Here is a 22,044-nt window from a genome sequence, read left to right on the forward strand (position 1 = left end):
TGCCGGCGGCTCACAGCTGTTGGCCGGCCGGGGTGCCGCAGGCGTTCCTGCCGCGTCACCCCGGCTTCAGGGCCCTGGGGGCCGGGGTCGGGTCAGGTGCCGGCCGTGTCCAGTTCCGCCTGGAACGCGGCGGCCAACCGGGGGACGAGATCTTCCTGGGTGAACATCGTGTAGTGGTTGCCGGGCACCGGCACCGTGTGCAGGTCGCCGTCGACGTGCTTGCGCCAGTGCTCCTTTCCGAGGAGCTTGATACGGAGCATGCCTACCTCCTTCTCGGGGTGGGCCTCCATCGCGTCGAAGACCACGACGCGTCCGCGTACCTTGCCGTCGGGGTAGTAGCCCTTCAGCGCTTCGTGGTTGCGGCGCCAGATGGTGATGAACCGGAGGAAGTCCTGCTCGTTCGCCGCCATCCAGTCCGGGCGGTTCTTGAGCAGCTGCACCGCTTCCTGCACGGTGCGGGGTGCGGGCAGGTCGGGCTGCGGCTCCGTGCCGGGCATGACGGAGGCCATCAGGTGCGGGAAGGCGGCGAGGAACTCCTGTTCGGTCAGGCTCTCCCCGACGTAGGCCTCCGGCGGATGGGCGTCGAAGAGGTAGAGGCCGTCCGTCTTCTCCCCCGCCCGCTGCAGTTGCAGCGCCACTTCGAAGGCGAGGTTGCCGCCGAAGGAGTAGCCGGCCAGCCGGTACGGTCCGTGCGGCTGGACGGCGCGCATCTGCCGGACGTAGAGCGCGGCCAGTTCCCGGATGGTGACCTCGCCGTCGCCGAGTTCCTTGGGATAGGAGAAGGCGGTCAGCGGTCCGTCGTGGCTGAGGTGTTCGGCCAGCCGGAAGTAGCAGAAGTTGGTGCCGCCGGCCGGGTAGAGCAGGAACAGGTGGGGGCCCTTGCCCTCGCGGACGCGGACGGTGCCGGACCACGCGGATGCGGTGCCGGACAGGAGCGAGGCCACGTGCTCGCTCATGGCGCGGGGTGTGCGGAGGTCGGCGAACTCATCGAGGTCGATGTCGACCTGGTACGCGTCGCGCAGCAGGTTCACGGCGTCGACGGCGGTGAGGGAGTCGCCTCCCAAGTCGAAGAAGTCGTCCTCGGCGCCGATGGTGTCGGCGCCGAGGAGCTTCTTCAGGATCGCGATGATCTCCGCTTGGATGTCGGCGGACAGCGCACCGGGGTCTCCGGTGGGGGCCGCGGCCGTGTCCTGCGCAGCTGCCGGTGCGGGGGGCACCGGGGCGATCCAGTGGCTCTCGGGCTCGAAGGGGTAGGCCGGGACCGAGAGCTTCACAGCGGCATCGAGGTCACCGAGCCGCTCCGGGGGAATGTGCTGTCCGTCGACGAACGCGGCGGCCACGGGATGGTCGCCGGCGGGTATGCCGCGCTCGAGGTAGTCGTCGAGGGCCGCGCGGGCCTCGTCGGGGGTACGTACGGCGAAGGCCAGTCGCTCGTCGAAGTGCGTTCGGCCTTCTCCCAGGGTGAAGGCGAGGTCGTCGAGGCGCGGGGTGGCACGGTCGAGGTAGGACCGCAGTTGCCGTGCCTGCCGTTCCAGGGCCTGGGGAGTCTTCGCGGAGAGCAGCAGGACGTACGGCGCTGTGCTTGAGGGGGCCGGTCGGGCGGTGGGCGGTGTGTGGCGGGCGAGCACGCAGTGGCCGTTGGTGCCGCCGAGGCCGAAGGAGCTGACGGCCGCGTGGGTGAGGGGCTCGTCGGGCACCTGGGCCTGGGTGTGGACGACGAACCGGGAGCGCTCCAGTGGGATGCGGTGGTTGGGCGCCGAGAAGTTGATCTGCGGGGGGATCACCTGGTGGTGCAGGATCAGCGCGGTCTTGATGACGCCGACGACGCCCGCGGCGGCGTCGAGATGTCCGAGGTTGGCCTTCACACTGCCGAGCGCGCATGCGGAGCGGGCGTTGTGCGCCTGGGACAGCGCCTTGACCTCGATGGGGTCGCCGAGCGCGGTCCCGGTGCCGTGGGCTTCGATGTAGCCGATCGTCTCGGGATCGACGCCGGAGGAGGCGAGGGCCGCGGAGACGGCCCGGGACTGACCGCGGACGCTGGGCGCGGTGAAGCCGATCTTGTCGAGGCCGTCGTTGTTGACGGCGCTGCCGCGGACGACCGCGTAGACGTGGTCGCGGTCGGCGAGGGCGTCGCTCAGGCGCTTCAGTACGACGACCCCGGCTCCGTTGCCGCGCAGGGTTCCGCCCGCGGCCTGGTCGAAGGGGCGGCAGTGGCCGTCGGCGGACGCGATGCCGCCGGTCTTGTGGAGGTGTCCGCCGGTCTGCGGGACGGTGATGCTGACGCCTCCCGCCAGGGCCATGTCACAGTCGCCGTCGCGCAGCGCGGCGAGGGCCTGGTGCAGGGCCACCAGTGAGCTCGAGCAGGCGGACTGGACGGTCTGACTGGGGCCGGTCAGGCCGAGGCGGTAGGAGATCCGGGTGGCGAGGAAGTCCTTGTCGTTGCCGATGAGGACGGGGTAGCTCAGTTCTGTTCCGTCTCCGGCGTGTTCGCTCTTGAGGATGTTGTTGAGCAGGTAGGTACTCAGGCTGCAGGAGGCGAAGACCCCGACGGTACCCGGGGCTTGGTGCGGGGCCACGCCGGCGTCCTCCAGCGCGTGCCATGCGGTTTCGAGGAAGACGCGGTGCTGCGGGTCGGTCACGCGGGCCTCTTGAGGGGTGAGGCCGAAGAAGGACGCGTCGAAGTGGTCGACGTCCTCCAGGACCACACCCCTGGGGACGTGGTTCGGGTGGTTGCGTATCCGCTCCGGGACGCCGGCCTCGTCGAGGTCGGCCGGGGTGAACTCGCGCACCGCCTCGGTGCCGGCGAGCAGGTTGTGCCAGAAGGCGTCCAGGGTGCGGGCCTGCGGCAGCCGTACGGCCATGCCGACGATGGCCACGGGTTCGTTCATGGTGTTCACAGACTCCTCGGTCATGCCGTGCTCCTGGCGACGGCTCCGGTGGGCTTGTCCAGGTGTGCGGCGAGTTCGCGCACGGTGGTGTGTTCGAAGAGGTCGATGACGTCGAAGTCCGGTGCGTCGAACTGGGTGCACAGTCGTTCATGGACCTGGAGGACGTGGACGGAGGTCCCGCCGATGTCGAAGAAGCGGTCGTCGGCGCCGAATTCGGAATGGCCGAGGACCTCCCGCCAGATGCGGGCGACGGTGGCGACGGCCGGTGACGTGTCGTCGCCGCCCTCGGCCAGGGACAGGCCCGTACCGCCCTCGTCCTGCGGCCACGGCAGTGCCGCCGTGTCGATCTTGCCGTTGATCGTCAGGGGCAGGGCGTCCACGGTGACGTAGAGGGACGGCAGCATGTAGTGGGGCAGCCTGTCCTTCACGAGGGCGCGGATCGTTCGATCGTCTGCACGGTCGTTCCTGCCGGGGCTGTCGTGGCGCACCACGAAGGCGACCAGCCGGGGTTCGTCGGCCTGTTCGTCGAGGAGCACCGCGCAGTCCGTGACCGCGGGTACCGCGCGCACGGCGGTCTCCACTTCCCCGAGTTCGATGCGGTACCCGCGCAGTTGGACCTGCTGGTCCATGCGGCCCAGGTAGACGAGGTTGCCGTCGGGCAGGAGCCGTGCGAGGTCACCGGATCGGTAGAAGGTGCCCTCCGCGCCGGGCAGGCGGACGAAGCGCTGTGCGGTGAGGCCGGGTTGTCCGAGATAGCCCTGGGACACCCCGCCGCCGGCGATGAGCATCTCTCCGGGTACGCCGACCGGCACCGGTCGGAGGTCACGGTCGACGATGCGGATCTCCAGGTCGGCCAGGGGCTTGCCGATGACGCTCGGGCCGGCTTCCGCGAGGTCCTTGGGGGTCACCCGGTAGTGGGTCACGTGGACGGTGGTCTCGGTGATGCCGTACATGTTGACGATCTCGGCCCGGGTGCCGAACAGTTCGAACCAGCGGCTCAGGATCTCGAAGCGCAGCGCCTCTCCCCCGAACACCACGCAGCGCACCCGGACGGAGTCGGCGTGGCGCTCCTCCAGGCTCTGGCTGAGCCGGTGGAACGCGGAGGGCGTCTGGTTGAGCACCGTGACTCCGGTCTCGGCGAGGAAGTCGGCGAACTGCCGGGGCGACTTGCGTACGGCCTCGTCGGGGATCACGAGGCGGCCGCCGTACAGCAGGGCGCCGTACATCTCCCACACCGCGAAGTCGAAGGCGTAGGAGTGGAACAGGCACCAGGTGTCGTCGGCCGTGAAGGTGAAATGCCGGTCGGCGGCGAGGAAGAGGCGCAGGACGTTGGCGTGGGTGACCTGGACGCCCTTGGGTTTGCCGGTTGATCCCGAGGTGAAGATGACGTAGGCGGTGCGATCACGCAGGTCACCGGCGGGCACGGGGGTGCTGGGCTCGCCGGCGCAGTCGGCCAGGAGCGTGTCGAGGGCGATGCGGTCCTCGTGGGCGAGGTCGGGGAAGACAGCGGGGCCGGTGATCAGGGGAAGGGCGTCGAACTGGTCGATGATGTGCCGTACGCGGGCCTCGGGGGCCGCCGGGTCGAGGGGCACGTAGGTCTTGCCGGCCTTGAGGACGCCGAGCAGGACCGCGATCAGGTCGCAGCCGCGGTCCATGGCGATGGCGACGTGATCCGAGGGGATGACGGCGCGCAGCCGGCGGGCGATGCGGTTGGCGTGTTCGTCCAGCTCGCGGTAGGTACGACGGTCGCCTTCGTACTCCACGGCGATGCGTGAGGGGTGCTCGGCGGCCCGTCGCTCGAAGAGGGCGTGGAGAGACGCCTCGGTGGGGAGGTCGGCGTGTTCGTTGAGCATCCGGTCGATGTGTTCGACGTGCCCGGCGGAGACCCGTGTCACGTCGGTGAGCGGCACGTCGTGGCCCCGGGCGACGGAGCGCAGGGTCGTCAGGAGGGTGTCGCGCGGGTCGCTCGGCTCCAGGGCGTGGGTGTAGGCCAGGTGGCAGCCGTAGGTGTCGCCGAAGTCCTCGATCCGGGTGACCAGCGGGTGGACCAGGTCCGAGCGCGGGACGTGCAGGCTTTCGGCCTGGTGGCCCCCGATGTGGAAGGCGAGCTGCTCCCGGTAGTAGGTGCAGGAGCTGCTGGGCAGGACGCGGCTGACCGTGCCCCCGGGGAAGATCGCTTCGGCGTGGGCGGCCAGGTCGAAGTCCTCGTACCGGATGAGGGAGGCCATGCGGGTCTCGATCGCCCGGCACAGGTCCCCGAAGGTCGGGTGGGCGTCGAGGTCCACGGCGAGCGGCAGGGTGTTGACGAAGTAGCCGAAGGCCAGCGGCCGCAGCGGGTCCTGGCGGCGGTTGCCGAGGGGGACCCCCACGGTGACGGTGCGGCTGCCGGTGAGGGTGCCCAGCAGCAGCATGTGCACGCCCAGGAAGAAGCTGAACTTGCGCACGCCGAGGGCGGTGATGGTGGCGTCGACGGCACGGGTGAGGCCGGTCTCGAACGGCACCCACACGTGGCGCCCTTCGAAGGTGCCTTCCGGGGTGCGCCCAGCCTCCAAGTGTTCGAGGGCCAGGGACGGCAGGCCGCCGAGCATCTGCCGGAAGAACTCCACGGCCCGGCCGGTGTCGGAGACGTCGTCGGGGAAGTCGGCCGGGCTGTAGGCGGCTCCTTCCACCGTGGCGTCGGGGTCTCGGTAGAGGCGGTCGATCTCCCGCCCGATGTTGTAGAAGGAGAAGACGTCGCAGACGAGGTGCGACATGAACAGGGTGAGATAGGTGGCGTGGTCGTCGGTCTCGACCGTGTACTCGTACAGCGGCCACCGGTCGGCGGGGATCTCCTGGCGCAGCCGGCGTCCGAGGCGGTCCCTCAGCAGCTCCGACACGTCGCCCCGGTGCGTGACGAGGGGTACTTCGTAGCGCAGGCCGGGGTCGTGGACGGCCCGCACGTCGCCGTCCCGGTCGACGAAGACGGTGTTGAGGGCCACGTTCGAGCGTACGAAGCGTTCGACGGCGTCGCGCAGGCGGACGCTGTCGATGCCGCCGGTGATGCGGAAGACGTACGCCAGGTTGTGCGAGATGTCGTTCTGGAAGACCTTCTGGTGCAAGTAGAGCCTGCGTTGCGCGGCCGTCAGCTGGGCGACCCTGAGCGGCATTTCCGAACCCCCTGTAGGTGACGTCTCATCAGGTCTGGTCAAGTGCGCGAACTCGTCCGTCAGCCGGGTTCGCGGGATGGTGAGCATGGGCGGCACGCACGCGCCACCGCGGCGCGACGCGGTTCGTGAACCGTCCTCGGCGCTTTCAGGAATGCCCGGGGACGAGCCGTGAAAAAGGGTCCACAAAATGACACTCGGCAACGCCCGACATGCTTTCCCCCGGTTCTGACTTTTCCCTGCTGAACGCGCTTCTCGGCGCTGAAGCGTCGCGTCCGCCGAACCGGCGAGCCCTCCAGCCGCTCTGGATCGGTGACGGTCGCTGTTGCGAGGCGACCACGATAGCCCCAGCTCAAGGGGCAGTTGGTACATCCACTCGGCAACTTTAGAACGATGCGTCTCGTTCTACAGTAGGATCGGACCGCAACATCGTCAAGGGCCCGTCGGTGCCACGCACCCCGCGCCGGAAAGGCACTTGTGCAGGAGCGTTCAACGGCTACAGTCGTCCCGCTCCGCAATTCAGGGGGAATGGTGAGCGATCAAAAAAGACCCGCTGTACCGGAATCGCGAGAGGACCTTCGGGCTGTCCTGTCCGCGGTCGAGCTCGTGCCCGTGAGCCGGCTCCGGCCGGCCGACTCCCCACGCTCCACCGTGGAGGACGTGCACCACGCCCGCACCCTCGCGCAGTCCGGGGCCGTCCTGCCGCCGATCATCGTGCACAGACCCTCGATGCGGGTCATGGACGGCACGCACCGACTGCGCGCGCTGACGGAACGCGGCGAGGAATGGATCCGCGTCCGCTTCTTCGACGGCTCGGAACAGGACGCCTTCCTCATCGCGGTGCGGGAGAACACCCGGCACGGACTGCCACTGCCCCTGCACGACCGGGCCGCGGCGGCCGTGCGGCTGATCGGCTCGCACGGGCACCTCTCGGACCGGGCGATCGGCGAGGCGGCCGGGCTGTCCCCCAAGACCGTGGGCGACATCCGCCGGTCCGCGCACGCGGCGGCGCCGCAGCACGCCGGACGCGTAGGACGTGACGGCAGGCACCGGCCACTCAACAGCGCACAGGGCCGCATGCTCGCCGGTCGGCTCATCACCGAGATGCCGAGCGCTTCGCTGCGCCAGATCGCGCGGCTGGCGGGCGTCTCCCCCGGCACGGTCCGCGACGTACGCGCCCGTATCGCCCGTGGGGACGACCTCCTGCCCCCTGCCGTGCGGCGGCGCCGGCGCGCGGCAGGCGAGGGGCCCGAGCCCGGTACGGCGGGCAGATCACCCGCGGAGGTGCCGGATTGCCGGCGGTCCGGGGCGGCGGCGGAACCGGCGGGCGGCCCCGTTCCGCCGCGGATCACCGCCCGGCATGCACAGCCCGCGACCCACCGCACCGATGCCGTCGTCGCGGCGGCGCCGCCCGGTCTGCTGGCGGATCCCTCGCTCAAGTACACCGAGAACGGACGCCTGTTGCTGCGTCTGCTCAGCAGTAGCCTGATCCCCGCGCAGCGCTGGGACGCCCTGTACGACGCCGTCCCCGGACACCGGATCGCCCTGACCGCCGAGGCCGCGCGCGCCTGCGCCGACGCCTGGCGGCAGTTCGCCGAGCGGCTGGAGAGCGCCGGGTGTGCAACTGACGACGAGCGCCGGTTGCACACCACGTTCGCCGCCTGAGGCGCGCTTCACGAGCCGCCCCGCCAGGGGCCGCCTCTCCCCTGGCCGTCCGCTCGGGACACCGCCCGGCCGATCCGCACGGATCCCTCGAGAAACCCCATGCGACAGACAAGGGACACAGCCATGACAGAAATCATCGACGCGCCGAGCCACACCGAGATCGGCACCGGTCTGCGCCACCCCGTCGGCGTCCTGGGTACCGGCCTCTACGTCCCCGACCGGGTGGTGACCAACGAGGACCTCACCCGGACGCTGGACACCTCCGACGAGTGGATCACCTCCCGCACGGGCATACGCGAACGCCGCTTCCTCGAAGAGGGCCGCGTCACCTCGGACATGGCCGTGGAAGCCGCCCGGCAGGCCCTGGCGGACGGCGGTGTCGCTCCGGAGAACCTGGACGCGATCATCATCACGACGTTCACGCCCGACCAGCCGCTGCCCTCCACCGCCATGATCGTCAAGGAGCAGCTCGGCGCCCACCGGGCCATGCCGCTGGACCTGACCCAGGCGGCCTGCGCCGGCGGCGTGTACGCCCTGCTGACCGGGGCGCACCTGCTGCAGAACCCCTCCTTCGAGCACGTCCTGGTCATCGGTGCGGACGCGGGCTCACGGGGTACCGATCCCCAGGAGCGCACCACACGGGTCTTCCTCGGCGACGCGGCCGGTGCCGCGCTGCTCGGCAGGACGCCGTCCGGCTACGGGCTGCTGTCCTGGGACACCGGCGACGAACTGTCGTACGAGGTGCAGATCACCGCCGGCGGATCGCGGATGCCGACCACCGAGGAGACTGTCGCGGCACGCCAGCAGTATCTGCAGATGAACGGCAAGGCCGTGTGGAACATGGCCACCGACAAGCTGCCGAAGTCCGTGCTGAAGACCGTTCAGCGGGCCGGGGTCGACGTGGCGGACGTCCAGCACATCCTCCTCCACCAGGCCAACCTCAACATCATCAACGAGGCCGCCAAGACCCTCGGGGTGCCCGCCGAGCGGGTCCCGACCACCGTGCAGCGCTTCGGGAACACGGCGGCGGCCAGTGTGTTCACGGTGCTCCACGAGACCTTGCGCCGCCGTGCCCGGCACGGTGACCTCCTCGTCCTGGCGGCCATCGGCGCCGGGTTCCTGTGGGGGTCCGCCTGCTTCCGTCACTTCGATCCCCGCGGCGAGGTGTGACGGTGTTCGCGATCGCCGCCAAGGGAGCGGATCCCGCGGATCCGCTCGGCTGTCTGTACGCCGGGCACTGGCCCGAGCCGGAACCCGCCGACGGCTGGACGACCGTGACGGTCCGGGCCGCCGCGCTGAACCGGCACGACCTCTGGACGCTGTGCGGTGTCGGTGGCCCCCGGGGGCGCATGCCCGTGGTCCTCGGCTCCGACGCGGCCGGCCTCGACGAGGACGGCAACGAGGTCCTCGTCCACTCCGTCGTCGGCGATCCCGCGGCGGGGCACGGAGACGAGACGCTGGACCCCGAACGGGCCCTGATCGGCGAGGACTTCGACGGCACTTTCGCCCAGCGGGTCGCCGTCCCGCGGCGGAACCTGGTGCCCAAACCGCCGGGGCTGTCCTTCGAGGAGGCGGCCTGCCTGCCCGGTGCCTGGCTCACCGCCTACCGGATGCTGTTCGTCTCCGCCGCGCTGCGGCCGGGCGACACCGTGCTGGTGCAGGGCGCGGGCGGTGGTGTCGCCACGGCGCTCATCGCGCTCGGCGCGGCGGCCGGCTGCCGCGTGTGGGTCACCAGCAGGTCGCCGGAGCGACGCCGGCTCGCGGAGCTGCTCGGCGCCGACGCCGCCTTCCCCGTGGGGGCACGGCTGCCGGAGCGGGTCGATGCGGTGCTGGAGACCGTCGGTGAGGCGACGTGGGCGCATTCGTTGCGCAGCACCCGCTCCGGCGGACGGATCGTCGTCAGCGGCGCGACGACGGGGACGATGCCGCCGGCAGAGCTGAACCACGTCTTCTTCCGGCAGTTGACCATCGTGGGCTCCACGCTCGGGACCCGCGACCAGTTGCTCGGGCTGTCCCGCCTGTGCACCGAGACACGGATCGTCCCGCTCGTCGACCGGGTGCTGCCGCTGGAACGGGCCCGCGAGGGCTTTCAGGAGCTCCTGGACGGCAAGGCGTTCGGGAAGATCGTCTTCACCCCGCCCGCGTGACGGCGGTCGGGGGCGGCACGTGGCCGCCCCCGACGGCCGTGTCAGCGCGAACCGAGCCGCAGGGCGCCATCGATGCGGATGGTCTCGCCGTTGATCATGGGGTTCTCCACCACGTGCACGGCCAGGGCGGCGAACTCGTCCGGGTCGCCGAACCGGGCCGGGTGCGGCACCTGGTCGCCGAGCGAGGCCCGGGCCCGCTCGGGCAGGCCGTCCAGCATGGGCGTGCCGAAGAGGCCGGGCGCGAGGGTGACCACGCGGATGCGCCACGGCGCCAGGTCCCTGGCGACGGGCAGGGTGAGGCCCACGATGCCGCTCTTGGAGGCGCTGTAGGCGGCCTGCCCCACTTGTCCGTCGTACGCGGCGATGGAGGCCGTGTTGATGATCACTCCCCGCTCGCCGTCGATCTCCTCGGCCTCGCCGATGCGTTCGGCGGCGAGCCGGACGACGTTGAAGGTGCCGGTCAGGTTGGCGGCGACGACGCGCTCGAAGTCGGCGAGCGGCATCACGCCCCGCCGGCCGAGGGTCCTGGCGGCGCTGTCGGTGCCGGCGCAGCTCACCGCCACCCGCAGCGTTCCCCACTCGGCGGCGGTGTCGAGGGCAGCGGCGACGTCCGCCTCGCTCGTCACGTCACCGGCCACGAAGACGGCGCCACCGCCCAACTCCTGGACGGCCTCGGCCCCGCGCGCGGCGGATCGGCCGAGGAGGACGACACGCGCCCCGCTCTTCACCAGGCGCCGGGCCGTGGCGAGACCGAGCCCGGAGGTGCCTCCGGTCACCAGGGCGACGCTTCCTGCGATGTCCATGCTGCTCCTCCCGTGGTTTCCGGCGGCCGCATTCCGCCGCCGGAGGCGGCCGATGGTATGCCGGGCCGGCTCTGTGCGGAGTTTGCACACCGGCCTGCACACGGCGCCGGTGGGACGGCGCGAGGCGCGCGCGGCACCCGCCGCGGATCCGATTCCCCCGAACTCCCCCGCGCGGGGGGAGCCCGACAAGAAGTGGAGTGTTCCCTCTTGCTGAGGCAGCATCACCGACCGGGTCTGTGGACCTCCGGTTCCGACGACGGCCGCCCCCTCGTACTCGTCCACGGGATCCGCCTGTCCGCCCACATGTGGACTCCCGTCGTGGCCCGGCTGACCCCGGAGTTCCGGATCACGGCCTGCGACCTGCCGGGTCACGGCTCCCTGCGACAGGAGCGGTTCACGCTCGAGGCGGCGGTCGAGGTGATCGGCGCGGCCGTCTCCGAGGCCACCGCCGCGACCGGGCGCAGGCCGGTCGTCGCCGGCACGTCGCTCGGCGGCATCACCGCTCTGGCCTACGGCGCGCTGGGTCCGGGCGGGGCCGCGGGACTGCTGTGCCACGCGTGCACCCTCAGGACGAACGGACCGCTGCTCCTGCCGCACCGTGGCGCAGCCCTGCTCCAGCGCCTGCTGGGCGAGGAGCGGTCGTACCGGCTGAACGAGAGGGCGCTGCGCGCGGCGCTGCCGCGGGAGAGCTTCGCCGGGATCATGGCGGGCGGGATCTCCCGGCACGCCTTCGGCGAGGTCCTCGCGGAGCTCTCCCGGTGGGACTCCCTCGCTCTCGCCTCGCGGGTCACGACGCCGGTGGTCATGGCCAACGGGCTCGCTGACCCGCTGTTCCGCGTCCAGGAGCGCCGGTTCCTGCGCCGGGTGCGGGACGCCGGCACGCCCGTCCGGCTCGTCCATGTCCCCGGCCCGCACCTGCTGTCACTCACCGACCCGGACGTCTTCGCCGCGGTGGTCCGCCGCGGCTGCGAGGTCCTGTCGGCGATGACGGGCGAGCAGCCGGAAGCGGCCGGCTGAGAGGCGGCGGGTCCGGACGCACGGCCGGGTACCGGCCCGCGCGCGGCAACGGCAACGGCCCTGCGGGCCCCTCCGGAGGTGAGGGACGGGCCCGCAGGGCCGTTCGTGCAGCGGCCGGTGCGACCCGCTACGGCACCGCCACGGCGGGCTCGGCCGCCGGGCGGGGCACGAACTCGTGCTCCTGGGCACGGTGGTAGCCGCGGCGGTCGTACCAGCGGCAGACGGCCCAGCCGACGAGCACGGCTCCGGCCGCGTAGGCGCCCAGCACCAGCCAGGCCAGCCGGACCCGGTCGCCGTGGCCGCCGAAGAAGAGGAGCGAGCGCACCCCTTCGACGACGTGGCGTGCGGGCAGGGCCTTGCCGAGGGTGTCGTGGGCGCCGGAGAGCTCCTCCTCGGGGATGGCCCCCGCGGACAGTGGTACGCCGACCATGGTCACCGTGAACAGGGCGAGGATCTGGCCGGGTGCCCCGAACACGGCGAAGAGGGCCAGGGTGAGCAGGGCGACGGCCGCGCACGCGGCGCTGCAGAACAGCACGAACGCACCGGTGTCACCGGGCTGAAGGTCTGTCATCCGCAGCGCCACTCCGGCGACTACGGCGCCCGCCACACCTCCCACCGCGATCCCCAGGACCGCCTTGGCCAGGAACGTGGACGAGCGGGTGATCCGGATCAGGGGCTGGACGATGCGACGGGGGCCGATCTCCAACGGCACGTATCCGAGCCCGGCGTCGACGAACATGGTGAGCAGTGTGGCCGGGACCAGGCCCGAGATGAGCAGCGCGATGGCGATGTACAGCGGGAGGGATCCGGCGGCCGAGCCGACGGGTCCGGAGGGCGGCTGGCGTACGGCGGTACGGACGCCGACGGGATCGTCGAGCAGGGCCAGCAGTCCTGCCGGCACCGGCCCGGCCCGGGTGACCGGAGCGGTCCCGGAGGCGCCGGGGTGCCCGGCTCCGGGGCCGGGCGTGCCCGTGGCTCCGGTGGGAGGCGCGGTGTCGGTGGTCCCGGTGGACGGGGGAGGTGTGCCGGCCGCCGCGCCGGGAGCGTCCGTCGCCGGTGTGGTGGTGTGACCGCGCCGGGCGTCGGCCGCCGCCTTCTTCTTGAGTTGCGCGCCGAGACGGTTGGAGGCCCGCGCCACGGTGAGGCGCATCAGCCTGTCCGTCGTCGAGGCCGCCACACCGCTGACTCCGCGGGGCTCGACGAGTTCGAGCACCGGGCGCCGGGTGCTCGGGCCGGTGCCGAGCAGGGCCAGCGTTCGGCGGGTGAAGTCCGAGGGCACCACCAGGGCCCCGTATGCCTCCTGGGAGTCGAGCATGTGCCCGGCGTCCGCGCGCGTGCGGACCACGGTCCAGTGCACACGTCCGTCCTTGCGTGCGGCGCGGGTGACGGCGTCGGAGAGGTCGGCGCCCATGTTCACGGTGCCGTGGGGTCCGGGGGCGCCGCGGTCCCCGCTGACCAGGACCAGGGGCAGGTTGTGCAGTCGGGTCTCGGGATCGGAGGCCGGCCCCAGGTAGCTGACGGTGCAGAGGCCCGCGAGCAGGGATCCGATCAGCACCACGATCCATGTCCTGGGCTGTTGCCACAGTGTCTTGGCGCGCAAGGAAATCACCTTCGTCGAGTCGTTCAGGAGGGGCGGGGCAGGGGCGAGAGGCCTTGGGCCTGCTCCCCCGCGACGGCGTGCTCGGCGAGCGCTGTTCGCGCCAGGCCCGCGAGGAACCGCGGCACGGCGTCGTCCTGCCAGGGGAAGAAGTGGCCGCCGGTGAACAGGCGCAGCCCCTCCCAGTGGCGGGCGTGGTGCTGCCATGCGGCCACGTGGCTCGGCGGGTGGACGACGTCCTGTTCGCCGGCCAGGGCGTACAGCGGGACCGTCACCGGCCGGGTCGGTGCGGTGCCGGCCTCGGCCAGCAGCCGCATGTCGGCCCGGAGCGGGCGCAGGACGAGGGCGCGCATCTGCGGTTGGGCCAGCACTTCGTCGGGTGTCGCGCCCAGTCGGGCCACATGGTCGAGGAGTGCGTCGGGGTCGTCGGCGAGTGCGTGGTTGGCGTGTGCGTCGAGCAGCTCGCCGGGCCCCATCGCGGAGATCACCAGCGCCTTGGGAGGTGTGCCGAGCTCGCAGAGTCTGTGGCACACCTCGTGGGCGAGGAGTCCGCCCATGCTGTGCCCGAAGAGGATCATCGGGGCGGTGGGGTCACCGAGACGCGGCAGGACGTCCTCGACGACGCGTGCCACGCCGGCGTGGGGCGCCTCGGCGATTCTGCGGCCGTGGCCCGGGAGTTCCGGTGCGATCAGCTCGCAGGCCCGAGGCATGTGCGCGGACCAGGGCCGGTAGGCGTGGGCGGAGCCGCCCGCGTAAGGCAGGCAGACGACACGGACGTTCATGTTTCCCCTTCGAGCGGGCTCGGCCCCCGACCCGAGGTGTTCCGCCGTGTGGGGCGTGGAATGCCTCGGACACCCCAGAACGCAACGCAACGGTGCGTTGCACTTTGAGTCTACGGGGGCGACTAGACTTGGCGCAACACAACGTTGCGTTCGGCTTGTCGGGCCGGTCGGAGGTCGTCATGGCAGCAGGTGGAACCGCCTCCGGCGGGCAGGCGGGCGGAGGGTCGCGCGGCCCCCGGCGCAGGGACGACATCTTCGCCGCCTGCCTCGAACTGCTCGCCGACCAGGGCTACGACGAACTGACCATCGAGGGCGTCGCCCAGCGTTCAGGTGTCAACAAGACGACCATCTACCGCTGGTGGCCGTCGAAGTCGGAGCTGCTGCGCGACGCCCTGCTGCACTCGGGCTCGATGGCCCTGGAGCTCCCGGACTCCGGGAGTCTGGCGGGCGACCTGACCGACCTGGCCTCGCAGGTCCAGGAACTCCTGGACGATCCCCGCACGGGTGCCGTGGTGGAGGCGGCCCTCGTGGGAGCGGTCCGTCATCAGGCGATGCGCGAACTCGTCACGCACTTCCTGGAGGACCGGCTCGGGCGCCACCAGCCGGTCTTCATCCGGGCCGTGGAACGAGGAGAGCTGCCCGCCGACTTCGATCCGGCCCTCCTGGTGGACGCCATGGCGGGCGCGCTGTGGATCCGCCTGCTGGTGCGCCGCCGGCCGGCCGAGCCGGGGTTCACCGAGAAGCTGATCTCGATCCTGCTCAACGGCATCTGAGGGCCGGCCCTCCGTCAGGCCGGCCACCGCGCGCTCAGCCCTCCAGGGCCGCCCTGATCCGGCCGAGCGTGGTGCGCATGCCGGATCGGTTGACCTCCGCCCGGTCGACGGGACGCGTGCCGGTGAACACCCGCCCGAGGAACTCCGCCGCCCGGGCGCCTGGGCCGGTGCGCAGGTCCTCCCAGTACTCGGTGACCCTGGTGACATCCCCTTCCGGCCGGAAGCGGTACCCCCACAGGGCCACGGGGAGCCCGAACGCCGTGACACGGAAGGCGAACTCGTCCGGCCGCTCGGCCCGGGTCACCCGGCAGGTGGTGAACCAGACGAAAAGCCCCTTCCGGTTGAAGCCGACGAACGCGGAGCCCGCGCCGGCGCCCCGGCCCCGGGACCACACGGCAAAGCACTCCGGGCTCCACTTCCCCAGGTTCCGCACGTCGGCCACCGCGGAGTACACCTCCGCCACAGGCGCGTCGACGAGGACGCTTTCCTCGACTTTCCACAGACGATTCATCATTGCTCCCGAGCCGAATAAAGGATTGCGACGAGACCGGATCGGCGGGACTTTAACCAGCCGCGGACGCCGACGGCAACCAGCAACAGGCAGGCGGACAAAGGGCCTTGACGGTCGCCGTGCACCGATCTACGGTAGAACGAGACGCATCGTTCTCAACGCGCGCCCTCGCGCGAACTTCGGCAGGTCACGCCCTTACAAGCAGGAATGACGGACGAGGAAGCACATCAGCCGCCTCCGGCCGGCTCCTCGGACCTCGGCATTCCGCCGACGTGCCGCGCACGGTTTTCGCGCGGACGATCCACCGACCTTTCGTTCATCCGGCCACCGGAAAGCGACATTCCACTGTGCCGCATTGCCTCACGACCAGAAGGACCGAATTGTGACCCGAATTCCCGTGGAAGCCGACTGGGACAGCGCCCCGGGCGTACTCGAAGGCGCCCGCGAACTCGAACTGACCCCGGGCCAGTGCGACCTGCCGTACTGGCTGGAGCATGTGGCCGGCTCCATGCTGCGCCGGCTGTCGGACGGCACCGTGACGGCCGCGCCCCCGACGGAGGCCGTGCTGCGCCCGGGCCCCCTGCGGGAAGCGCTCGTCGACGAGTTCGCCTTCCGTACGCTGGCCGAGGACAAGGCGACCCGCGCCCTGTCCTTCCTCGTCTTCCACGCCCCGGACCGGGAGTGTCTGGAGTTCTACACGACGCAGCTCGTCGACGAGGCACGGCATGCGCGTGCGTTCCGTGACCACCTGCTGGTCGCGGGCATGTCCGCCCAGGAAGTCGACGCGGCCGTCGCCCGGACCGCCGCGAGCTCCGGGGCCGCCGTCCTCGACCCCCTGGAGGAGTTCGGTCTGGCGGTCCTGCGGGACCGGCAGGACTTCTACGGCGGTGTCCTCGTCCTCACCGTTCTGGTCGAGGGAATCCTCGCGCCCGCGGCCGAGCTCAGCGAGCGCAAGTGGAAGGTGCTCGACCCCTCCGCCGCCCTGGTGGAGCGGGGAGCGAACATGGACGAGATCCGTCATCTGGCCGTGGGCAGCGCGATCGTCCGCCAGTACCTCATGGACCGCCCGGAAGCCCGGTCGGGGCTGCTCGACCTGGTCCGAGAGGGCCGTCGACTGTGGGACGAACTGCCCATGCAGGACGTCCTGTACCGGCGGGAGTCCCTCTTCCAGGAAGGGCTCGCCGAGCACGGGCACCTGCTGGGTGACCACGAGATCTGGCCGGGTCGGCGCCTGGTGGACACCGGCATCGAGGAACGCATGGCGGCCGCGGAGCGCTGGTCGCGCGAGACCCAGGACGCCCGGCTGAAGTACATGCTCCTGGACGAGGCGTCATGACGACCGGATCCGCGCACGGCAGCACCTGGCGGATCGAGGTACCCGACGCGCGGGACGGCGTCCAGCACCTCGGCGCGAGCGTCGTGGACGCCCGGTCCGCACCGCGGGCCGTGGTCGTGATCTGTCCGGCGCTCGGTGTGAACGCGTCCTACTACGGGCCGTTCCGCGCCCACCTCGCACGCAGGGGCATCGCCACCGTCGCCGTCGACCTGCGGGGCCAGGGCGACAGCCGCCCCCGTGCCGGGCGGCACACCCGGCACGGCTACCACGAACTGGCCACCCGCGACTGGCCGGCCGTCATCCGCGCGACACGCGACCGCTTCCACCCCGACGTCCCGCTGTTCCTGCTCGGGCACAGCATCGGCGGGCAGGTCAGCGTGCTGCACGCGGCGCACGACCCGAAGAGCGCGGACGGCGTCATCCTCGTCGCGGCCGGCTCGGTGGACCACCGAGGCTTCTCCGGGTCGGCCCGGCTGCGTGTACTGGCCGCCACCCACTTCATCGCCGCGGTCGCCTCGCTCTGGGGCTACTGGCCGGGTCACCGCCTCGGCTTCGGCGGCCGCCAGTCCGCGCGGCTCATGCGGGACTGGGCCAGGATCTGCCGCACCGGCCGTTTCGCCCCGGCCGGGGCGGACTTCGACTACGAGGCGGCCATGCCCGGGGCCGCGCTCCCCGTGCTGGCCGTGTCCGTAGAGGGCGACCGACTGGCGCCGCGCCGCGCGGTGGACCGCCTGTGCGCCAAACTGCCTTCGGCGACGATCGACCGCTGGCACTTCTCCCCCGAGGACGGAGCCCGCCTCGACCACGTCCGGTGGGCACGCGACGGCGAGGGCATCGCGGAGCGGATCTCCGAATGGCTCGGCCGGCACCACGCGCACTGACAGGGCTCGCACATACGCACACGAAGGGCGTTCCTCCCCCCGGATCTGCGGGGGAGGAACGCCCTTCGTGTGCTGGCCGGACGGCCGGCGGCGACCGGACTCAGACGGAGTTGGTCAGTCTCAGCAGATTCCACACCGCGCCGGGACGGACGCCGCCCTGGAAGGCGGCGTACTCCGGCTCCAGGACCTGCGGGTCCCACTTGAGCTTGAACGCCTCCTGCGTCCGGGCCGGGTAGACCGCCCTGCCGTGCTCGGCGACCAGGCGCAGCGCGCGGTTCAGCCGCCGGGAGGCCGACGCCGGCTCGTGCCGGTCGCTCAGGCCGGCGAACGGTGTCAGCCCGAGGTGCAGCCAGGCCGTCCCCTCCGCACGGAACATCTCCAGCGCCGTCAGGTTGACGAGCTCGATCGTGCCTACCGGGGCCTGCGGTGTGCGCCTCGTCAGGTCGTACAGCCATCCCGGCCGGGCACCCCAGGCCGGGGAGTAGGTGACGTAGCCGACGACCCTGCCCTCCTGCCGGGCGACGAAGGTGCGGCGCAGCGCGGCGCCGGGGCCGCCCCGCTCGCCGATCAGGAAGGACAGCTCCTTCACATGGCGCCCCTTGGCCTTCAGCCATACGGTGTCCACCGCATCCAGTTCCGACTGCTCGGGCGACCGGGAGTCGACCTCGTGGACCGTGACGCCCTCCCGGCGGGCGCGGGCGACGTTCTGCCGGACCTTCGCCAGCCGCCGGCCGCGCAGGGTGAACGCGGACAGGGCGATGCTGTAGGAGGTGCCGATCTGGTTGACCGTACATCCGCGGGCCTCGTACAGCCCCACATCATCGGAACGGAGCTGAGCGGCCGTCAGCCGTGCGGGGCGTGCACCGCCTGCCACCACCCGGTCGAGGAACTCGTCGAGCAGCGCTCCTCTGTCGGCCGTGGCGGCGAAAGGCCCGCCGAACTGGACGACATGGCGTCCCGATCGCCGGTAGGCGACGATTCCGGGGACCCGGCTGCCGGACCATCGTGCGGTGGCCTCGTTGAGGGCGAGTGCACCACTGGGATGGTCGGCGTGGGCGCCGAGGAGCGTGATCTCCCCGGCACCCTGCCGCGTCATCGGGTGTCTCCGGCGGCCGCCGCGCGACCGACGGTGGCCGGCACCTCGGCAGGCCGTGCCGCCCCCGGCCCCTCGGGGGCGGCGGCCAGAGCCTGTTCGAAGGCGGTGAACGCCGGATGCGCCCTGGGTTCGAAGGCCACGCCGAACGGCTTGAGGAAGTTGCCCAGCAGCCCCCTGTCGCCGCACAGGTGGACCGGCACGGCCAGCAGGGCCCACTCCCAGTGCACCAGCCAGCCCCACAGCGCCACGACCGCGCCGGCCGTCAGCCAGCTGTGCATCGTGTTGTACAGCACGTAGTAACCGCGGTGGATCGGCCTGCCCTTGGCCCGGTGGTGCGCCCACGCGCCGGGCAGGTAACCGAAGATGTCGATGTACGCGAACATGCCGACGGCCACCGGCCAGTTGATCGCGTCCCAGTGGGCGAACATCAGGCCCGCGCTGAGGAGCAGTCCGGCCGCGTACTCGGCCCGCAGCAGGCGGAAGGTCACGGGCGTCTCGAAGCGGTTCAGCGGGTCCATCAGAGCACCTCCCCCGCGCCGAGCAGCGCACGGAGTATGTGCTCGATGGTCTCTCGCAGGACGCGCTCCGCCACCGGGTCCACGATGTTGGCCAAGGTGGGCAGACCGAAGTCGAAACCGGCGGTGAAGGCCACGCGGGCGCCGTCGCCACTGCCCTCGACGCTCCACGCGCCGTCGAACGCCTCGAAGTCCCCGTGCAGTTGCCGGAAGGAGATGCTCAGCGCACCGTCGTCGAAGACGTCCTCCTCGGACCAGGCGAGCACGCCGTTGCGGAAGTCGACTTCCCAGTCGCTGTGCAGGGATCCGTCGTCGAGCGTCGGGTGGACCGTCACCTTCCGAACGGTGTCCACGAGGTCCGGGTAGCGGGCGAAGTCCCGGATCCGGGCGTAGGCGTCGGCGGCGGCGACGCCGTGCGCCTGGAAGTCGAGTCGTACCGAGCGCATCTCAGCGCCCTCCTGTCGGCGGGTTGGTGGAGTCGGGGCGGTGGGGGAAGCGTTCACCCAGGGTTCGGGCCGACTGCCGTACGGCTTCGGTCAGTTCCTGTGCCTCCGTGTCCGTGAGGACGGCGGGCGGGGTCAGCCGGACCACGGCGTGGGCGTTGAGGGAATGGTTGACGATCACGTCGCGGTGCAGGAGTTCCAGCAGGAACTCGCCCGCCAGGCCCGCGTCGTGGAACTCGACGCCGATGAGCAGCCCCTCCCCGCGGACCTCCCGGACCAGGTGGGGGCAGTGCTCGGCGACCGCGTGGGCGATGTGTGACAGGAGCGCCGTCCCCAGAGTGCGGGCACGCTGCACCAGTTGCTCGTCCTCGATGACTTCGACCGCGCTCGCCGCGGCAGCCATCGCCACGGGGGCGGCGGCGAAGGTGGAGGTATGGATGAACGGGTCCCGGTCGAAGGGTGCGAAGGCGCGTTCGGTGGCAACGGCCGCGGCCACGGGGATCACACCGCCGCTGAGGGCCTTGCCGACGAGCAGCACGTCGGGCACCACGCCCTCCCGGTCGGCGCCCCACCAGTGGCCGAGCCGGCCCAGTCCGGTCATCACCTCGTCCAGGACGAAGAAGGCACCCCTCTCGGCGCACAGAGCCGCCACGGCCCGGAGATAGCCGGGTGGCGGTATCACCACGCCCGCCTCGCCCTGGACGGGTTCGACGACGACCACGGCGTCCGAGCCGTCGGGGCCGAGCTCACGGGCGAGTGCCTCGGCATCACCGAACGGGACGTGGGCGGTGTCCGGCAGCAGCGGCACGAACGGCGCGCGGTAAAGCTCCTTGCCGGTGGCGGACAGGGCACCGAAGGTCTTGCCGTGGAAGCCGCCCTCGGTGGCGACGATCCTGCGGTGCCCGTGGCAGCGTGCCAGCTTCAGCGCGGCCTCCACGGCCTCGGCGCCCGACCCGCAGAAGTGCACCCGGTTCAGTCCCTCGGGGGCGACCCGGGCCAGCGCGGCGGCGGCCCGCCCCGCGCCGGGGTCGAGCAGCAGCCGGGTGGACAGCGGATGCGTGCGGATCTGCCGCTCGACGGCGGCCACCACCCTGGGGTGGCAGGCACCGGCGAGAAACACGCCGTAGCCACCGCAGTTGAGGAAGGACCGGCCGTCCTCGGTGCGCACCCGGGAGCCGTACGACGACGACTCGACGTGCCCGCCGAACATCTCCCCGAGCCGTCCGCGGCCGCTGCTCAGGTGCGCCTTGTACAGGTCCGCCGTCGTGTTGCCCCTGCTGGTCGGCGGTTGCTGCCGCGCTGTTCCTCCTGTCGTGTTCACAGCACCCTCAGCGGGTCGCCGGCGTGGTGGTCGAGCAGCGCCTGGGCGGTGGCGGTGCGGGACGGCGGGTGGAAGGCCAACGCCCTGCTGACGGCCAGGAGATGGCCGGTGTCGGGCGACGCGGCGAAGGCCAGCCCGCCCAGCAGCTCGGCGGCCAGATCGGCCGTGTCGACCAGCAGCTCCTGCACCGCGTAGCGGGCGGTGAGCGCCGCTCCGAGCTCAGGGTTGCCGACGACCTCGGCGTCCACCGTGTGGGCGACGTTCTCCGCGAGGCCCGCCGCCGCCTCCAGGCCGGTGACCAGAGAGGCCCGGTCCGTCGTGCTGCCCCGGCCCGACCTGAGCGCAGCCTCGGCCAGCCGGCCCACCGCGCCCGTGTACGCGGACGTCACGAGCAGCTCGAACCACACGAAACCCACGGTCTGGAGCGTGTCCATCCCCGTGCCGAGCTCCACCTGGGGGCGGAGCATCAGCTCGGGCGGCACGTGCACGTTCTCCAGTACGATCTCGTCGCTCTCGGCGCCGGCGAGGAACGGCGCCCCCCAGAACGGCCGGCGGGTGATCCCGGCGGATTCGGCCGGGACCAGCGCCACGCCCAGCTCGCTCGTGCCGTCCGCGCCCGGCAGCGCCACACCCGCGGTGAGCAGGTGCATCGAACGGGACAGACTGCACGGCTTCTTGGAGCCATTGACCAGGAAACCGCCCTCCACCGGAGTCGCGGTGACCGCCGCGTCCAGGATTCCTGCGCCTGCGCGGCCCTCGGCGAAGCCGGACGCCACCAGCAGTCCGTCCCTGGCGATGCCCTCGATCAGCAGCCACTCGAGGCCGCCGGCGTCGGCCGAGGCGACCAGGGCCACCAGGGAGGCCACCGAGAAGTTGTGCATGGCGGTGGCGACGGCCAGCGAGGGCGACAGCGCGCCCAGCGCCCGGGTCACTCGGACCGCTTCCAGTGCCGTCGCGCCCCGGCCGCCGTAGGTGCCGGGAACCAGCAGGCCAGGGCCACCCGCGGCCCGGAACGCCTCCAGGCCGTCGTTGCCCGGGGACTCCAGCTCGGTGAGCGCCCGGTGCTGAAGGCGCTCGGCCAGGCCGGGCAGCGTCTTGTCGCACGTCTGCCGTGCGAGGTCCATCG

18 protein-coding genes are annotated in these 22,044 nt (G+C 71.8%); 7 read left to right on the forward strand and 11 right to left on the reverse strand.

The window, feature by feature from the left end:
* Window positions 1-92: 92 nt before the first annotated feature.
* The gene (locus tag BLW57_RS04060; protein WP_093472199.1) at window positions 93-2,912 is read right to left on the reverse strand and encodes a beta-ketoacyl synthase N-terminal-like domain-containing protein; all 2,820 of its coding nucleotides are present in this window, start codon (window positions 2,910-2,912) and stop codon (window positions 93-95) included.
* Entirely contained in the window at window positions 2,909-6,034 is a 3,126-nt protein-coding gene (locus tag BLW57_RS04065) for a non-ribosomal peptide synthetase (RefSeq protein WP_176985449.1), read from the reverse strand. The genes BLW57_RS04060 and BLW57_RS04065 overlap by 4 nt, the downstream gene beginning before the upstream one ends.
* A gap of 609 nt (window positions 6,035-6,643) precedes the next feature.
* Here BLW57_RS04065 and BLW57_RS04070 point away from each other — a divergent pair.
* The 3 genes from BLW57_RS04070 (at window position 6,644) to BLW57_RS04080 (ending at window position 9,843) form a co-directional block, all read left to right on the forward strand.
* Complete coding sequence (locus tag BLW57_RS04070) at window positions 6,644-7,696, forward strand: ParB/RepB/Spo0J family partition protein (RefSeq protein WP_256339377.1); 1,053 nt, start codon at window positions 6,644-6,646, stop codon at window positions 7,694-7,696.
* Window positions 7,697-7,819: 123 nt separating this feature from the next.
* The gene (locus BLW57_RS04075) at window positions 7,820-8,866 is read left to right on the forward strand and encodes a 3-oxoacyl-ACP synthase III family protein (protein ID WP_093472204.1); all 1,047 of its coding nucleotides are present in this window, start codon (window positions 7,820-7,822) and stop codon (window positions 8,864-8,866) included.
* Between the two features lie 2 nt (window positions 8,867-8,868).
* Window positions 8,869-9,843, forward strand: a complete 975-nt coding sequence (locus BLW57_RS04080) for a zinc-binding dehydrogenase (RefSeq protein WP_093472206.1) — start codon at window positions 8,869-8,871, stop codon at window positions 9,841-9,843.
* A 41-nt stretch (window positions 9,844-9,884) separates the two neighbouring features.
* On the opposite strand, the gene BLW57_RS04085 is transcribed toward BLW57_RS04080, so the two are convergent.
* Complete coding sequence (locus BLW57_RS04085) at window positions 9,885-10,646, reverse strand: SDR family NAD(P)-dependent oxidoreductase (protein WP_093472208.1); 762 nt, start codon at window positions 10,644-10,646, stop codon at window positions 9,885-9,887.
* A gap of 207 nt (window positions 10,647-10,853) precedes the next feature.
* Between BLW57_RS04085 and BLW57_RS04090 the strand changes: the two genes are divergently transcribed.
* The gene (locus BLW57_RS04090) at window positions 10,854-11,663 is read left to right on the forward strand and encodes an alpha/beta fold hydrolase (RefSeq protein ID WP_093472209.1); all 810 of its coding nucleotides are present in this window, start codon (window positions 10,854-10,856) and stop codon (window positions 11,661-11,663) included.
* A 127-nt stretch (window positions 11,664-11,790) separates the two neighbouring features.
* Here the strand turns inward: BLW57_RS04090 and BLW57_RS04095 are convergent, their stop codons facing one another.
* Entirely contained in the window at window positions 11,791-13,263 is a 1,473-nt protein-coding gene (locus tag BLW57_RS04095; protein WP_176985450.1) for a YhgE/Pip domain-containing protein, read from the reverse strand.
* 23 nt (window positions 13,264-13,286) lie between these two features.
* Entirely contained in the window at window positions 13,287-14,042 is a 756-nt protein-coding gene (locus tag BLW57_RS04100) for a thioesterase II family protein (protein ID WP_093472212.1), read from the reverse strand.
* Between the two features lie 179 nt (window positions 14,043-14,221).
* Here BLW57_RS04100 and BLW57_RS04105 point away from each other — a divergent pair, with 179 nt between their 5' ends.
* Window positions 14,222-14,815 (forward strand): TetR/AcrR family transcriptional regulator, encoded by a 594-nt coding sequence (locus BLW57_RS04105; RefSeq protein ID WP_093472214.1) that lies wholly within the window; start codon window positions 14,222-14,224, stop codon window positions 14,813-14,815.
* A 34-nt stretch (window positions 14,816-14,849) separates the two neighbouring features.
* Here BLW57_RS04105 and BLW57_RS04110 read toward each other — a convergent pair whose 3' ends face one another.
* Window positions 14,850-15,329 (reverse strand): SRPBCC family protein, encoded by a 480-nt coding sequence (locus BLW57_RS04110; RefSeq protein WP_218137953.1) that lies wholly within the window; start codon window positions 15,327-15,329, stop codon window positions 14,850-14,852.
* Between the two features lie 379 nt (window positions 15,330-15,708).
* Here BLW57_RS04110 and BLW57_RS04115 point away from each other — a divergent pair, with 379 nt between their 5' ends.
* Both BLW57_RS04115 and BLW57_RS04120 read left to right on the forward strand, forming a co-directional pair.
* On the forward strand, window positions 15,709-16,662 hold the full coding sequence (locus BLW57_RS04115) for a VlmB-like protein (RefSeq protein WP_306822960.1): 954 nt from the start codon (window positions 15,709-15,711) through the stop codon (window positions 16,660-16,662).
* Window positions 16,659-17,543 carry an alpha/beta hydrolase family protein gene (locus tag BLW57_RS04120; protein ID WP_093472217.1) on the forward strand — a complete coding sequence of 295 codons (885 nt, stop codon included), beginning with the start codon at window positions 16,659-16,661 and terminating at the stop codon, window positions 17,541-17,543. The genes BLW57_RS04115 and BLW57_RS04120 overlap by 4 nt, the downstream gene beginning before the upstream one ends.
* A gap of 100 nt (window positions 17,544-17,643) precedes the next feature.
* Here BLW57_RS04120 and BLW57_RS04125 read toward each other — a convergent pair whose 3' ends face one another.
* From BLW57_RS04125 to BLW57_RS04145, 5 genes are read right to left on the reverse strand one after another with little or no spacing between them, the layout of a single operon-like run.
* The gene (locus tag BLW57_RS04125; RefSeq protein WP_093472218.1) at window positions 17,644-18,639 is read right to left on the reverse strand and encodes a DUF2156 domain-containing protein; all 996 of its coding nucleotides are present in this window, start codon (window positions 18,637-18,639) and stop codon (window positions 17,644-17,646) included.
* Window positions 18,636-19,157, reverse strand: coding sequence for a hypothetical protein (locus BLW57_RS04130; RefSeq protein ID WP_218138111.1), 522 nt, complete (start codon window positions 19,155-19,157; stop codon window positions 18,636-18,638). The genes BLW57_RS04125 and BLW57_RS04130 overlap by 4 nt, the downstream gene beginning before the upstream one ends.
* On the reverse strand, window positions 19,157-19,600 hold the full coding sequence (locus tag BLW57_RS04135; protein ID WP_093472219.1) for a type II toxin-antitoxin system RatA family toxin: 444 nt from the start codon (window positions 19,598-19,600) through the stop codon (window positions 19,157-19,159). The genes BLW57_RS04130 and BLW57_RS04135 overlap by 1 nt, the downstream gene beginning before the upstream one ends.
* Window position 19,601: 1 nt before the next feature.
* Window positions 19,602-20,918: an aspartate aminotransferase family protein gene (locus tag BLW57_RS04140; protein WP_256339378.1), complete on the reverse strand. Its 1,317-nt coding sequence runs from the start codon at window positions 20,916-20,918 to the stop codon at window positions 19,602-19,604.
* Entirely contained in the window at window positions 20,915-22,042 is a 1,128-nt protein-coding gene (locus tag BLW57_RS04145; protein WP_093480514.1) for an acyl-CoA dehydrogenase family protein, read from the reverse strand. Before BLW57_RS04145 ends, BLW57_RS04140 begins: the two co-directional genes overlap by 4 nt.
* Window positions 22,043-22,044 lie beyond the last annotated feature (2 nt).

The organism is Streptomyces sp. 1222.5 (assembly GCF_900105245.1).
Taxonomy (GTDB): Bacteria; Actinomycetota; Actinomycetes; order Streptomycetales; family Streptomycetaceae; genus Streptomyces; species Streptomyces albidocamelliae.